The organism is Pseudomonas sp. LBUM1643 (assembly GCF_059716215.1).
Genome location: NZ_CP166813.1, coordinates 6256070 through 6270118, shown reverse-complemented (window position 1 = coordinate 6270118; position 14049 = coordinate 6256070). Strand labels below are relative to the sequence as shown.

Here is a 14049-nt window from a genome sequence, read left to right as displayed (position 1 = left end):
TCCGTCAGCCAGCGCCGGTTTTTTATTCCATTGACCGACCAGAAGTCTGCCGCCATGCGACCTGCCCGTGCCCTGATCGACCTTCAAGCCCTGCGTCACAATTACCAGATTGCCCGCGAAATCACCGGGGCCAAGGCCCTTGCCGTAATTAAGGCAGATGCCTACGGTCATGGCGCAGTGCGTTGTGCCCAGGCGTTGGAGGCCGAGGCGGACGGGTTTGCCGTGGCCTGTATCGAAGAAGCGCTCGAACTGCGTGCTGCGGGTATTCGTGCCCCGGTGTTGCTGCTGGAAGGTTTTTTCGAGGCTGATGAGCTGGCGTTGATCGTCGAGCATGATTTCTGGTGTGTCGTGCATTCGTTGTGGCAGCTCGAAGCCATCGAAAAAGCAGCACTGGGCAAGCCCATCACCGTCTGGCTCAAGCTTGATTCAGGCATGCACCGGGTCGGCCTGCATCCGGCGGATTATCAAGCGGCGTATCAACGACTGCTGGCCAGTGGCAAGGTTGCGAAGATTGTCCTGATGAGCCACTTCGCTCGTGCCGATGAGTTGCACGATCAAAGCAGCGCTGACCAGGTTGCTGTATTTGAAGCAGCGCGCAAAGGGTTGTCGGCTGAAGTCAGCTTGCGTAACTCGCCAGCGGTGATGGGTTGGCCTCAGGTGCCAAGCGATTGGGTGCGCCCGGGCATCATGCTCTACGGAGCGACGCCGTTCGAAGAAGCCAACACCGTAGCTTCGCGCTTGCAACCGGTCATGACGCTCGAATCCAAGGTGATCTGCGTACGTGAGCTTCCCGCTGGCGAACCGATTGGTTACGGCGCCAAATTCATCACGCCGAAACCGATGCGTGTGGGCGTGGTTGCCATGGGTTATGCCGATGGTTATCCACGTCAGGCGCCAACCGGCACGCCGGTTATGGTTGCCGGGCAGCGCAGCCAACTGATTGGAAGGGTATCGATGGACATGCTGTGCATCGATTTGACCGATGTGCCGCAAGCCGGGCTGGGTTCGACTGTCGAGTTGTGGGGGAAAAACATCCTCGCCAGTGAAGTCGCCGCAGCCGCCGACACTATCCCTTACCAGATTTTCTGCAACCTGCGCCGAGTGCCGAAGCTCTATTCCGGGGTTTAAAGCGCCAATAGGCCTGCCAGGAATTACGTCGTCGAACCGGAATCAGGACCAAGTGTTGTAAATACTGAACGCTGTCGCCATGATAACGCTCAATATTTCAACAACCTGAATTCTGGAGGCGCAAGCTTGGACGTCGGTGAACGACTGCAATCCATCCGAAAGCTCAAAGGCCTTTCCCAGCGTGAGCTCGCCAAACGTGCGGGCGTCACTAACAGCACTATTTCGATGATCGAGAAGAACAGCGTCAGCCCCTCGATCAGTTCGCTGAGGAAAGTACTGGGCGGAATTCCCATGTCCATGGTCGAGTTCTTTTCCGAAGAAATCCTGCAGGAAAAACCGACTCAGATCGTTTACAAAGCCAACGAGCTGATCGATATTTCCGATGGCGCAGTGACCATGAAACTCGTCGGCCGGGCCCACCCGAGTCGCGCCATCGCCTTCCTCAATGAAATCTATCCACCGGGCGCCGATACCGGTGAAGAGATGCTCACCCATGAGGGCGAGGAAACCGGAATTTTGCTGGAAGGGCGACTGGAACTGGTGGTCGGGCTTGAAACTTTTGTGCTCGAAGCCGGCGACAGCTACTACTTTGAAAGTACCAAGCCGCACCGATTCCGTAATCCGTTCGATGCGCCGGCGCGACTAATCAGCGCAGCGACACCCGCGAACTTTTAAGAGAAGAGGCGCCCTGCCAGCATCGCCGAGGTGCCCGAACTGTTTTAACGCCGTGCGACAAGACCCCTTCGACTTTGGGGTTGTTTCAGTGTGACGGGCTTACCGTTATACTTGCGCCCGCCTGCGAACCGTGGCCGTAGGCGTGACTAGCCACCATTGAGGGTGAACGCGTGAATCTAATTATGAAAATGCTGGCTGCACCAGCAACTGTATTGGCCCTATGGGCTGTCAGCGCTCAAGCTGCGACCTCCGACGATATTGCCAAGCGCCTTGCGCCAGTTGGCCAGGTCTGTGTAACAGGTCAAGAATGTAAGGGTATGGACGTTGCGGTTTCTGCCGGCGGCGGTGATGCCAAGACACCTGACTCGATCATTGCAAAGCATTGCAACGCTTGCCACGGTACCGGCCTGCTGGGCGCGCCAAAGATTGGTGACACTGCAGCGTGGAAAGAACGTGCTGATCACCAGGGCGGCCTCGACGGCATCCTGGCCAAAGCGATCACCGGGATCAATGCAATGCCGCCAAAAGGCACCTGCGCTGATTGCTCGGATGCGGATCTCAAAGGCGCCATCGAGAAAATGTCCGGCTTGAAATAAGCTCTCATTTTTCAGCAAAAAGCCGCTTTCGAGCGGCTTTTTTGTACCTGCTGTTCCCCTGTAGGAGCTGCCGCAGGCTGCGATCTTTTGATGTGGATTGTTAAAAACAAGATCAAAAGATCGCAGCCTGCGGCAGCTCCTACTTTTCATTGCAGCAAAGACGCGGCAAGCTCGGTCCAACCCCAATTCACGGAATGTAAGGGAGGATCAGATGGTGCAGCTGTGTTCTATCGAGCAAGCGGTCGATGATGTCCTGGCGCGGTTGCCGGCACATATCCACATGGGCCTGCCTTTGGGGTTGGGTAAGCCCAACCACTTCGTAAACGCGCTGTATCGGCGCGTCGCGCAACTGCCTGAGCGCCAGCTGACGATCTATACCGCGCTGTGCCTGGGGCGGCCTTCTTTGGGCGACGGCTTGCAGAAGCGTTTCCTTGAACCCTTTATCGAACGGGTTTTCGGAGACTATCCGGAATTGGCATTTCTCTCGGACCTGCAAAAAGACAACTTGCCGCCCAACATCCATATCCAGCAATTCTTCATGCAACCCGGCAGCCTGCTTCACAGTGCATCGGCGCAACAGGACTATGTCAGTAGCAATTACAGCCACGCAGCGCGCGACATCAATGCCGCCGGGTTGAACCTGATCGCGCAGCTGGTGGCCAGCCACAGCGAACACCCCGACCGTCTTAGCCTGAGCTGCAACCCGGACATCACCCTCGACTTGTTTCCGATGATCGCCAAGCGCCGAGAAGCGGGAGAGACGATCCTGATGGTGGGCCAGGTGCACAACGACTTGCCCTACATGCCCGGTGACGCAGAAATCGGCATCGATGCGTTCGACTTTTTGATCGACGCAAAGGACAGCACCACCCTGTTCTCGACGCCCAACATGCCGGTGGGTTTTCAGGATCACTTCATCGGGTTGCATGCCAGTACGCTGGTGCGCGATGGCGGTACCTTGCAGATTGGTATCGGTTCCATGGGGGACGCGCTGACCGCCGCACTGCTGGCGCGGCAAGCCGACAACGACGGTTACAAGGCGCTTCTGGCGGATATCAATCTCAGCCAGTGGGCGCAACTCATCGACCGCGAAGGGGGCGTCGAGCCATTCGCCAAAGGGCTGTACGGTTGCAGTGAAATGTTCGTGAACGGCTTGCTGGTATTGGCCGACGCCGGGATTGTACGGCGCAAGGTGTATCCCGACGTACCGACGCAGCTACAGGCCAATGCCGGCACCCTGGATGAGGCCGCACAGAGTGACGGCATCTCGGTGCATGGCGGATTTTTCCTCGGGCCGCGCAGCTACTACGAGCGTTTGCGTGAATTGCCGCAAAGCAAACGGCTCGAATTCAACATGACCCGCATCAGCTACATCAACGAGCTCTACGGTCAGGAAGAACTCAAGCGCTTGCAGCGCCTCGACGCTCGCTTCATCAACACCGTGTTCACCATGACCCTGATGGGCGCCGGTGTAGCCGATCAGCTGGAAGACGGGCGGGTGCTCAGCGGGGTGGGCGGGCAATACAACTTCGTCGCCCAGGGCCATGCGCTGGAAGGGGCGCGTTCGGTGCTGATTTTGCGCAGCTGGCGGGAGGCGGGTGGGGAGGTCAGCTCAAACATCGTCTGGGAATACGGCCATTGCACCATTCCACGGCATCTGCGCGACATCGTGGTCACCGAGTATGGCATCGCTGATCTGCGCGGCAAAAACGATGCGGCGGTGATCGAAGCGCTGCTGAACATCAGCGATTCACGTTTTCAGTCGGACTTGATCGAGCAGGCGCAGAAGGTCGGAAAATTGCCCAAGGATTTCCGCATGGATCCGCGATTCACCGACAACACTGCGCAGCGCTTGCAGGACATTCAGGCCCGACATCCGCAGTTGTTTCCCGAGTATCCGCTGGGGTGTGATTTCACCGCGCAGGAACGGGATGTGTTGCGGGCGCTGAACTGGTTGAAGAGCAAGTTCAAGCTCACGGAGATACTGGAACTGGGCAAGGCTGCGCTGGATGCGCCGCCAGCGTCGGAATTTCCCGCGCATCTGGAACGGATGCAACTGACGAGTCCGGAGGGTTTGAAAGAGGATCTGTTTCAGCGGCTATTGCTCACCGGCCTTAAAGCCACCGCGCAATAACGCCCAGCGCAAAACCAACTGTGGGAGCCAGCCTGCTGGCGATGACTGTCTGTCAGTCATGAAGAGTGTGACTGACACGATGTCATCGCCAGCAGGCTGGCTCCCACAGGGGTAACGCGGAGGGGCGGATTATTCGATGAACGTTACAACGCCATCTTTCAACGACAGCACCCGGGCCAGGGATTCAACGCGGTAACCCTGTGCATCCAGCTCGGCACGCCCACCCTGGAACGACTTCTCGATCACGATACCCAAACCGGCCACGGTCGCGCCGGCCTGTTTGATGATCGAGATCAGCGCCTGGGACGCCTTACCGTTGGCCAAAAAGTCATCGATGATCAGTACGCGGTCGCTGCTGGTCAGGTGACGCGGCGAGATCGCTACCGTGCTTTCAGTCTGCTTGGTGAACGAGTAAACGGTCGCCGACAGCAGGTTTTCGGTCAGGGTCAGAGACTGATGCTTGCGCGCAAAGATCACCGGCACGCCAAGGTTCAGGCCCGTCATGATGGCCGGAGCAATGCCTGAGGCCTCGATGGTCACGATCTTGGTGATGCCCGAGTCCTTGAACAGCGTGGCGAACTCGTCGCCGATCAGCTTCATCAGGGCCGGGTCGATCTGGTGGTTCAAAAAGGCGTCGACCTTCAGGACCTGATCGGAAAGCACGATGCCTTCTTCGCGAATTTTCTTGTGCAGTGCTTCCATGAAGCTTTCCTCTACTGACGCGGTATGCGCCTAGCTTGTAAAAAGTGTTCGGTTAAAAAGTGCTCAATTCTAGCGCTTTAACATCGCGCGTATATCCGCCAATGCGGTATTGCCGCGAACGGCTTTGACTTCTACGGGCGTGTCGTCGTTGCCTTCCCAGGCCAGGTCGTCCGGCGGCAACTCATCAAGGAAGCGACTCGGTGCGCAATCGATGATCTCGCCGTACTGCTTACGCTTGGCAGCGAAGGTAAAAGCCAGGGTCTGACGCGCGCGGGTAATGCCGACGTAGGCCAGGCGGCGTTCTTCTTCGATGGTGTCGGCTTCGATACTGGAGCGGTGCGGAAGGATTTCCTCTTCCATGCCCATGATGAACACGTAGGGAAATTCCAGGCCCTTGGAGGCGTGCAAGGTCATCATCTGCACACCTTCGGCACCGTCTTCCTCTTCCTGCTGCCGTTCCAGCATGTCGCGCAGCACCAGTTTGCCGATGGCATCTTCGACGGTCATTTCGCCTTCCTCGTCCTTCTCGAGGGTGTTTTTCAACGCCCCGATCAGGAACCAGACGTTACCCATGCGGTAATCGGCGGCCTTGTCGCTGGAACTGTTGGTGCGCAGCCAGTTCTCGTAGTCGATGTCCATGACCATGCTGCGCAGCGCAGAGATCGGGTCTTCGCCGGCGCACTGCTCGCGGACTTTGTCCATGAAGCGCTTGAATCGCGAAAGGCGATCGGTGAAACGGGTGTCCAGATGCTCGCCCAGGCCGATTTCGTCGGTGGCGGCGTACATCGAGATCTTTCGCTCGGTGGCGTAGTTACCCAGCTTCTCCAGCGTGGTCGAACCGATTTCCCGGCGTGGGACGTTGATCACCCGCAGGAAGGCGTTGTCGTCGTCCGGGTTCACGATCAGGCGGAAGTAGGCCATCAGATCTTTCACTTCCTGACGTCCGAAGAAGCTGTTGCCGCCAGATAAACGATAGGGAATCTGGTGGTGCTGCAGCTTCAGTTCGATCAATTTGGCCTGGTAGTTACCGCGGTACAGGATCGCAAAGTCGCTGTACGGCCGGTCGGTGCGCAAGTGCAGGGTCAACAGCTCAACGGCCACACGCTCGGCTTCGGCATCTTCGTTGCGGCAACGGATCACGCGGATTTCATCGCCGTGACCCATCTCGCTCCACAGCTGCTTTTCGAATTCGTGCGGGTTATTGGAGATCAGCACGTTCGCGCAACGCAGGATGCGGCTGGTGGAGCGATAGTTCTGCTCCAGCATTACCACTTTCAGGGACGGGTAATCGTCCTTGAGCAGCATCAGGTTTTCCGGGCGCGCGCCACGCCAGGCATAAATCGACTGGTCATCGTCGCCCACCACGGTGAACTGGTTGCGCGTGCCGATCAGCAGCTTCACCAGCAAATACTGGCTGGCGTTGGTGTCCTGGTATTCGTCCACCAGCAGGTAGCGGACCTTGTTCTGCCACTTCTCGAGAATGTCGGCGTGTTCCTGAAACAGCTTTACCGGCAGCAGGATCAGGTCGTCGAAGTCCACCGCGTTGAACGCCTTGAGCGTGCGCTGATAGTGGGTATAGACGATGGCGGCGGTCTGCTCCTTGGGATTGCGCGCGTTTTCCAGGGCTTCGGGCGGCAGGATCAGGTCGTTTTTCCACGAGCCGATCATGTTCTTGATCTCGTCGACGCCGTCGTCGCCCGAGTATTCCTTCTGCATGATGTCGGTCATCAAGGCTTTGACGTCGGTCTCGTCAAAGATTGAAAAACCGGGCTTGTAGCCCAGGCGAACGTGTTCCTTGCGGATGATGTTCAAGCCCAGGTTGTGGAAGGTACACACCGTCAGGCCGCGGCCTTCGCCGCCCTTGAGCAGCGTGCCGACCCGTTCCTTCATCTCGCGCGCGGCCTTGTTGGTAAAGGTCATTGCGACGATGTACTGGGCGCGAATGCCGCAGTTCTGGATCAAATGCGCAATTTTGCGTGTGATCACACTCGTCTTGCCGGAGCCTGCGCCGGCGAGCACCAAAAGAGGGCCGCCGACGTAGCTCACGGCTTCTTGCTGCCGGGGATTGAGTCGGGACATACGGAATCAGGGAGTCGTTTGCGAAATGGGCCGGCATTTTAACAGGCTCAGCGAATTGTGCTGCTCTCTCCGACTTGTGACGCAACACGCGATCTCTATTTGCCGGTTTTGATACTTTCACGCAGGATGCATGATTAATTTGCGTCTAATGTTCGTAATTCCTGATACAAAAGCCTCGTTTGATAATTGATGTCATTTGGTCATTGGTTATCGGCGCGGCATAATGCCCGTCGCCACCTCTTTGCAGAGTCTAGGGAGCTAGCTTGTCTACGCCTGTCGAACCCTTGCGTTTGCTGCTACTGGCCGAAGAGCCAGCGTGGGCAGCGTTGTTGCGCGAGTGTCTGGCTCCGATGGGGAGCTCGGCCGTGCTGATCAGCGCGCCGAGCTGGGAGTCGGTCAGCAGTCTGTTCGATGACAACCGCAATGCGGTGTTGTTGACGATTCCTGCACTGGCGCCGCTGCCAGGCCAATGCACTCTGCCGACTGTATTGCTGCTCGAACACGAACCCGTTTCACCACCCGATGGTGTGAGTGACTGGTTGGTGCGCGACGTACTGGATTCGGGCATGTTGCGTCGCTGCCTGCGCCATGTGCGCGAACGCGGTCTGCTGGAAAACACCCTGCAGCGCCTGGCCGAGCAAGACCCGTTGACGGGCATCGCCAACCGGCAGGGGTTCCAGACGTTGCTAGCGGCACGGCTGGTGGAAAACGACGGCCGTGGCCTGGCGCTCGGTCACCTGGACCTCGACAACTTCCGTCATGCCAACGACGCCCTTGGCCATCAGGCTGGCGACCGGTTGATCCTGCAAGTCGTCGCGCGGTTGAAAAGCCAGCTTGAGGCCGGCGATCAGCTGGCGCGGCTGGGCAGCGATGAATTTGCCTTGCTGATCGACACCCGTCGCGCCCCTCAACGCGCGGAATGGATGGCCGAACGAATTACCGAAGCGCTGGCCGAGCCCTATTGGGTCGACGGCGAAAGCCTGTTGATCGGTTCCAGCCTGGGTATTGCCCACGCCCGAGCCCAGGCCGGTGCCGATCCGCTGATGTGGCATGCCCACATCGCGATGCAGCAGGCCAAGAGCACGCAGGGCTGTACCTTCCACATCTTCAACGAACGCATTAACCGCAATGCTCGCAGCATGGCCGACCTCGAAAGCGAGCTGCGCCGGGCGTTGCGTCGGGATGAACTGGAGCTGCATTACCAACCCAGGCTGAATCTTGCGGACGGGCAAATCGTCGGCCTCGAAGCCTTGGTGCGCTGGCGGCATGCCGAGCGTGGCTTGTTGCCTCCGAGCGAATTTGTCCCGCTGGCCGAGCAAAGCGGTTTGATCGTGCCGCTGGGTTACTGGGTTATTTCCCGTGCGTTGCGTGACATGCAGGCGCTGCGCGAGCGCGGTCTGCCAGCGTTGCACATGGCGATCAACCTGTCATTCCGGCAGTTTCAGGACAGCCAGCTACTGCCGACATTGAGTCGCTTGATCGTCGAGCGCGGCGTCGAGGCGCAGTGGCTGGAGTTCGAGTTGACCGAAACGGCGGTCATGCGCCGCAGCGATCTGGTGAAGCAGACAATGGATGCCCTCGGACGACTGGGTGTACGCTTCTCACTCGATGATTTCGGGACCGGATTTTCGTCGTTCGTGCACCTCAACAGCCTGCCGATTGCCTTGCTGAAGGTCGACAAAAGCTTTGTCGGCGGCATGGAAGAGCGTGAGGAAAATCGCAAACTGGTCCACGCGATGATCAACCTCGCGCATAACCTCAACCTGGAAGTGGTTGCCGAAGGGGTGGAAACCGCGGCACAGCTGGATCTGTTGCGCGGGTTTGGTTGCGATCAGGTGCAGGGATACCTGATCAGCAAGCCGCTGCCGTTGGCGGAACTGGTTGAGTATTTGACGTTTGGTTCGAGCCAGCAGTCTGCATTGGAAGTCGTGAGTTGATCCCAGACTGAACTGGGCGTTTTTTGTGGCGAGGGAGAAGCTCCCTCGCCACAAAAGCTCCCACCGGGCATCTCATTCGGTTTGAATGGCCTCGAAACGCTGTGAGGATGGCTCCCGCCGAATCATCCGCTTCATCTTCCACTCAAACGCCAGCGTCAGGCTCACCGCCGCGCACGCCAGGCCCAGGGCCAATCCCCACCAGACCCCCGTTGGCCCCCAGTTCAAATGGAAGGCCATCCACCAGGCGGCCGGCGCGCCGATCAGCCAATAGCAACCCAGTCCCACGAGGAACGTAGTCTTGGCGTCCTTGAGCCCACGGATGCAGCCCATCGCAATGGTCTGCGTGCCGTCGAACAGCTCGAACCACGCCGCTACCGCCAGCAGGCTCACGGCCAGCTCGATGACCGGGCGAAACGCCGGGTCGTTGTGGTCCAGAAACAAACCTATCAGCTGATTTGGCAGCAGCCAGAACACCATCGCGAAACCCAGCATCGCTATCGCCCCGAAGGCCAGGCCGACCCTACCTGCCAACCGTGCATCCAGCAGTTGCCCCGCGCCGTAATGCTGGCCGATGCGCATGGTGATCGCATAGGAGAGTCCCGCCGGAATCATGAACGCCACTGAAACGATTTGCAGCGCGATCTGATGCGCCCCCAATTGCGTGCTGCCCATCGTGCCCATGCACAGCGCGGCAAAGGCAAACAGCCCGACTTCCACCGCGTAGGTGCCGCCAATGGGCAGGCCCAGGCGCCACAGCTCTTTGAGGTACTGACGATTAGGCCGTGACAGGCCCGCGCGCAACGGATAAGCGTCGTACGCGGGATGCCGGCGAATGTGCAGCGCGAGTGCCACTGCCATGAGGTTGGCGACAATGGCCGTGACCAGTCCGATCCCCACCAGGCCCATTTTCGGCAGACCAAACATGCCCGTGATCAACGCATAGTTGAGCAGGAAGTTAGCGACCGTACCGGCGAGGCTGATGACCATGACGGGCGTCGCCCGGCCGATCGCACTGGTGAAGCCGCGCAGGGCCATGAAGCTCAGATAACCGGGCAGGGCGAACGGCAGGATCAATAGAAACTGGCCAGCCATCTGGACGTTGGTTTCGGTCTGACCGAACAGCAACAACACCGGTTTGAGGTTCCACAACAGCAAGCCCGCCACCAGCGCCATCAACCACGCCAGCCACAAACCGGCCTGTGTCAGTCGCGCCGCCCCAACGGTATCGCCTGCACCTTTGCGGATAGACACCAGGGTGCCGACCGCAGCAATTACACCGATGCAGAAAAATGCCACGAAGGAATAGGCGGCCGCCCCCAGACCACCGCCGGCCAGCGCCTCGGGACTCAGGCGCGCCATCATCAACGTATCGGTGAGGACCATCAGCATGTGCGCCAACTGCGAGGCAATCAACGGCCCCGCCAGCCGCAGAATGGCCCAGAGTTCAACACGCGCTGGATGCTTCATGATCATCACGCTCGATTTTCATAGGGAACAGTAGACCGTCGATTCTCGGCGCTCTCAGGGGATTGCACAAAGGGATAAAAAGGATGGGTCGCATGATTAAAACTCATGCAGAATAGTTTGGTCTGGTTCATGTTGCGCAGTTGCAGGAGCGTTCCCGATGTCCCGTCGTCTTCCTCCCTTGTATGCCCTTCGCGCCTTCGAAGCGGCTGCGCGCCACAGCTCGTTTACCCGGGCCGCGGAAGAGCTTTCGATCACTCAAAGCGCTGTAAGTCGGCACATTCGTACGCTCGAAGAGCATTTTGCCTGTCGACTGTTTCACCGCAGTGGCCGAAACCTCCAGTTGACCGAATCAGCGCGTTTGCTATTACCGGGGATTCGCGAAGGCTTCACTGCGCTTGAGCGGGCGTGCAATACCTTGCGCGCGGAAGACGACGTCTTGCGCATGAAGGCCCCCTCGACCTTGACGATGCGCTGGCTGTTGGCACGACTGAGTCGCTTCCGTCATCTGCAACCGGGCAATGAAGTGCAGCTGACCAGCGCCTGGATGGACGTCGACTCGGTGGATTTCAACGACGAGCCCTTCGACTGCGCCGTGTTGCTGAGCAACGGGCATTTCCCGCCTGACTGGGAGGCGAGCTATCTGTTTCCTGAAGAATTGATCCCGGTCGGCGCGCCGAACCTTTTGAACGAACAACCCTGGGATGTCACGCGCCTGGCCAACACTGAATTGCTGCACCCGACGCCGGATCGCCGCGATTGGCGCAACTGGCTGGAGCGCATGGGTATGGCCGATCAGGTGTCGCTCAAGGGTGGGCAGGTATTCGATACGCTGGAGCTGGGCATGATCGCCGCGGCGCGCGGGTATGGTGTGTCGATGGGCGATCTGCTGATGGTGGCTGAGGATGTGGCGCAAGGGCGCCTGAGTTTGCCGTGGCCGACGGCTGTCGCCAGCGGTGAGAAATATTACCTGGTCTGGCCGAAAACCCGCCCCGGCGGCGAACGAATGCGCCGACTCAGTGATTTCCTGCAGGGCGAAGTTCGGGCAATGGAGTTGCCCGATGTCGAGCATTTGAGCTGAATCGATAGAGCCGTCGCAATGACGGCTTTGAGCTATCTCCCGGTGAATCACTCAAGTATTCAGCTTTGCCGCCGAAAGTCTGCAGGTGGAACCTTCGTGCAGGTTCGACCGAATTCCCATTATTAGAAATTTTGCTGAGTGTGCGTTGCGATCAGGATGATCCGGTCACTCGGCCAGGAGCAGTCATGTCTCAACCTCGTGCCCGGATCGCCTCACAACTGGGGCTAGCGCTGGCCGTGATACTGGCGGTGGTCATCAGCGGCAGTACGCTGTTCGCGTTGCGCTCGCTGGACACAGCCAACCTCGCCACCCGCGAAGAACACCTGGCCAGTGAAGCCCGGCTGCTGGCCGATCAGTTGAGCACCTTCCACGGTACGTTGCGCGAAAGCACCCAGCGCCTCAGCGGGTTGTTCGAAAAGCGTTTCAGCGTCGGTTTGAGTCTGCATCCTGATGAGCCGGTGACGGTGGCCGGCGTACAGACACCCGGCCTGCACCTGGGCAGCGAAGTGCTGAACAACAACTTCAGCGAAGTGGACGAGTTCAAGCAAATGACCGCCGGCGTCGCCACGTTGTTCGTGCGCAACGGCGATGACTTTATCCGCGTCAGTACGTCCCTGAGCAAACAGGACGGCACGCGGGCCATCGGTACGCTGCTCGATCACGCGCATCCGGCTTATGCACGCCTGATGGCGGGGCAAAGCTACGTCGGTCGCGCCTTGCTCTTCGAACGGTCCTACATGACGCAATACACCCCTGTACGTGACAGTGGCGGGAAGGTCATCGCCGTGCTGTTTGTAGGATTCGATTACACCGATGCGCAAAATGCGCAATTTGCCAACCTCAAGCGTTTCCGGATTGGTCAAACGGGATCGTTGGCGTTGCTGGATGAGCAGGGCAAGTGGCTGGTGCCGATCGCTGGTGTGCAAGCGCTGGATCAAGCCGTTCCGGCCATCATGGCGCTGTCCAAGACACCGGGCACGGGCGATTTCTGGAGCGACAAGTCCGAAGCGTTCTACAGCGTGGCGGTGCCGTTTGAGGGCGGCCCCTGGTCGGTGGTTGCGAGCATGCCGAAAGCTGAAATCAACGCGGTGACCTGGAGCGTCGGGATTCGATTGGCAATTGGCAGCCTGCTGGCCATGTTGATTGCGGTGGGTTCGGCGGTCTGGCTGTTGCGTAGCAAGCTCGCGCCGCTGGGCGATCTGGTGCGTCAGGCCGAAGCCTTGGGTGCAGGTGATTTGAGCGTGCGCCTGAACGTGTCGAGCCACGACGAAATCGGTCAGTTGGCCCGGGCTTTCAATCAGATGAGTCAGGCGCTGTCGACCATGGTGGAACACATCCGCAAAGCCTCGGAAGAGGTCAATAGACGCGCGCAGGCGTTATCCGGGTTGTCTGGCGGCGCGTACGAAGGAATGGAGCAGCAGTCGGGCGAAATCACCAGCATGGCCGGTGCTGTGGAGGAGTTCAGTGCGACCTCGTTGAACATTGCCGACAACATGGGCAGCACCGAGCGCCTGGCTCAAGAGAACGCACAACAAACGCGGATCGGTCGTACATCGATGGAGGAAGCGTCCTCGTCTCTGGAGCAAATCGCTGGCGCACTGAACAGTACCGCGACCGTGATCAACACCCTGGGTCAGCGTTCGCAGGAAATCGGCGGCATCGTGGGGGTAATTACTTCGATTGCCGAACAGACCAACCTGCTGGCGCTGAACGCGGCGATCGAAGCTGCCCGTGCCGGTGAGCAAGGGCGTGGGTTTGCGGTAGTGGCCGATGAGGTTCGCAATCTGGCTTCACGTACGCGTCAGGCGACGGATGAAATCTCGGTGATGATTCAAAGCATCCAGCAAGAGACGGGCAACGCCATCAGCACCATGGAACAGGGCAATGTGCTGATGCAGGAAGGCTTGTCGCGTAACGCCAATGTCGCCACGGCGCTGGCGCGGATCGATGAGCAGAGCCGCTCGGCGGGTCAGCAGTTTGCCGCCATCACCACGGCGACCCAGGAGCAGAGCAGCACGGCAACGTTGCTGAGTAGCAACCTGCAAAGCATTGCGTTGGCGAACAGTGAGCAGCGCGAAGTGGTGTCGAACCTGGCGGTGACGGCCAAAGAGCTGGAAAGCCTGGCGGCGGAGTTGCGTTCCGAGGTTGACCGGTTTCGGTGAGTTGCTTCTGAGATCGCCATCGCGGGCAAGCCTTGCTCCCACATGATTTGTGTCGTTCAGAAAGCTCTTGAGCGACGCATACCCTGTGGGA

At 59.0% G+C, this 14049-nt stretch carries 10 protein-coding genes; 7 read left to right on the top strand and 3 right to left on the bottom strand.

Translation table 11 applies throughout. From position 1 onward, the window contains the following. Positions 1 to 54: 54 nt before the first annotated feature. From alr to ACA063_RS28385, 4 genes are all read left to right on the top strand, one after another. Positions 55 to 1128 (top strand): alanine racemase, encoded by a 1074-nt coding sequence (gene alr, locus ACA063_RS28400; protein WP_497664190.1) that lies wholly within the window; start codon positions 55 to 57, stop codon positions 1126 to 1128. Positions 1129 to 1254: 126 nt separating this feature from the next. Continuing rightward, complete coding sequence (locus ACA063_RS28395) at positions 1255 to 1803, top strand: cupin domain-containing protein (protein WP_064680419.1); 549 nt, start codon at positions 1255 to 1257, stop codon at positions 1801 to 1803. Between the two features lie 182 nt (positions 1804 to 1985). Next, positions 1986 to 2399, top strand: coding sequence for a c-type cytochrome (locus ACA063_RS28390; RefSeq protein ID WP_497664189.1), 414 nt, complete (start codon positions 1986 to 1988; stop codon positions 2397 to 2399). A 211-nt stretch (positions 2400 to 2610) separates the two neighbouring features. Continuing rightward, positions 2611 to 4533 (top strand): acetyl-CoA hydrolase/transferase C-terminal domain-containing protein, encoded by a 1923-nt coding sequence (locus tag ACA063_RS28385; RefSeq protein ID WP_497664188.1) that lies wholly within the window; start codon positions 2611 to 2613, stop codon positions 4531 to 4533. Between the two features lie 129 nt (positions 4534 to 4662). Here ACA063_RS28385 and ACA063_RS28380 read toward each other — a convergent pair whose 3' ends face one another. Then, a complete protein-coding gene (locus ACA063_RS28380) occupies positions 4663 to 5235 on the bottom strand; it encodes a xanthine phosphoribosyltransferase (RefSeq protein ID WP_150745167.1) in 573 nt (190 codons plus the stop codon). A 69-nt stretch (positions 5236 to 5304) separates the two neighbouring features. After that, positions 5305 to 7314 (bottom strand): DNA helicase Rep, encoded by a 2010-nt coding sequence (rep, locus tag ACA063_RS28375; RefSeq protein ID WP_497664187.1) that lies wholly within the window; start codon positions 7312 to 7314, stop codon positions 5305 to 5307. A 263-nt stretch (positions 7315 to 7577) separates the two neighbouring features. Between rep and ACA063_RS28370 the strand changes: the two genes are divergently transcribed. Further along, positions 7578 to 9251, top strand: coding sequence for a putative bifunctional diguanylate cyclase/phosphodiesterase (locus tag ACA063_RS28370; RefSeq protein WP_497664186.1), 1674 nt, complete (start codon positions 7578 to 7580; stop codon positions 9249 to 9251). Between the two features lie 72 nt (positions 9252 to 9323). On the opposite strand, the gene ACA063_RS28365 is transcribed toward ACA063_RS28370, so the two are convergent. Then, on the bottom strand, positions 9324 to 10718 hold the full coding sequence (locus ACA063_RS28365; RefSeq protein WP_497664185.1) for a NorM family multidrug efflux MATE transporter: 1395 nt from the start codon (positions 10716 to 10718) through the stop codon (positions 9324 to 9326). A 157-nt stretch (positions 10719 to 10875) separates the two neighbouring features. Between ACA063_RS28365 and ACA063_RS28360 the strand changes: the two genes are divergently transcribed. Then, positions 10876 to 11796: a LysR substrate-binding domain-containing protein gene (locus ACA063_RS28360; protein ID WP_497664184.1), complete on the top strand. Its 921-nt coding sequence runs from the start codon at positions 10876 to 10878 to the stop codon at positions 11794 to 11796. Positions 11797 to 11981: 185 nt separating this feature from the next. Further along, positions 11982 to 13958, top strand: coding sequence for a methyl-accepting chemotaxis protein (locus tag ACA063_RS28355; RefSeq protein WP_497664183.1), 1977 nt, complete (start codon positions 11982 to 11984; stop codon positions 13956 to 13958). Positions 13959 to 14049 lie beyond the last annotated feature (91 nt).

What these genes read in the sequence shown, in the direction of transcription:
- alr (WP_497664190.1), top strand. Translation starts at nt 55, where the DNA reads ATGCGACCTGCCCGTGCCCTGATCGACCTTCAAGCCCTGCGTCACAAT.
- ACA063_RS28390 (WP_497664189.1), top strand. Translation starts at nt 1,986, where the DNA reads ATGAAAATGCTGGCTGCACCAGCAACTGTATTGGCCCTATGGGCTGTC.
- ACA063_RS28385 (WP_497664188.1), top strand. Translation starts at nt 2,611, where the DNA reads ATGGTGCAGCTGTGTTCTATCGAGCAAGCGGTCGATGATGTCCTGGCG.
- ACA063_RS28380 (WP_150745167.1), bottom strand. Translation starts at nt 5,235, where the DNA reads ATGGAAGCACTGCACAAGAAAATTCGCGAAGAAGGCATCGTGCTTTCC.
- rep (WP_497664187.1), bottom strand. Translation starts at nt 7,314, where the DNA reads ATGTCCCGACTCAATCCCCGGCAGCAAGAAGCCGTGAGCTACGTCGGC.
- ACA063_RS28365 (WP_497664185.1), bottom strand. Translation starts at nt 10,718, where the DNA reads ATGAAGCATCCAGCGCGTGTTGAACTCTGGGCCATTCTGCGGCTGGCG.
- ACA063_RS28360 (WP_497664184.1), top strand. Translation starts at nt 10,876, where the DNA reads ATGTCCCGTCGTCTTCCTCCCTTGTATGCCCTTCGCGCCTTCGAAGCG.
- ACA063_RS28355 (WP_497664183.1), top strand. Translation starts at nt 11,982, where the DNA reads ATGTCTCAACCTCGTGCCCGGATCGCCTCACAACTGGGGCTAGCGCTG.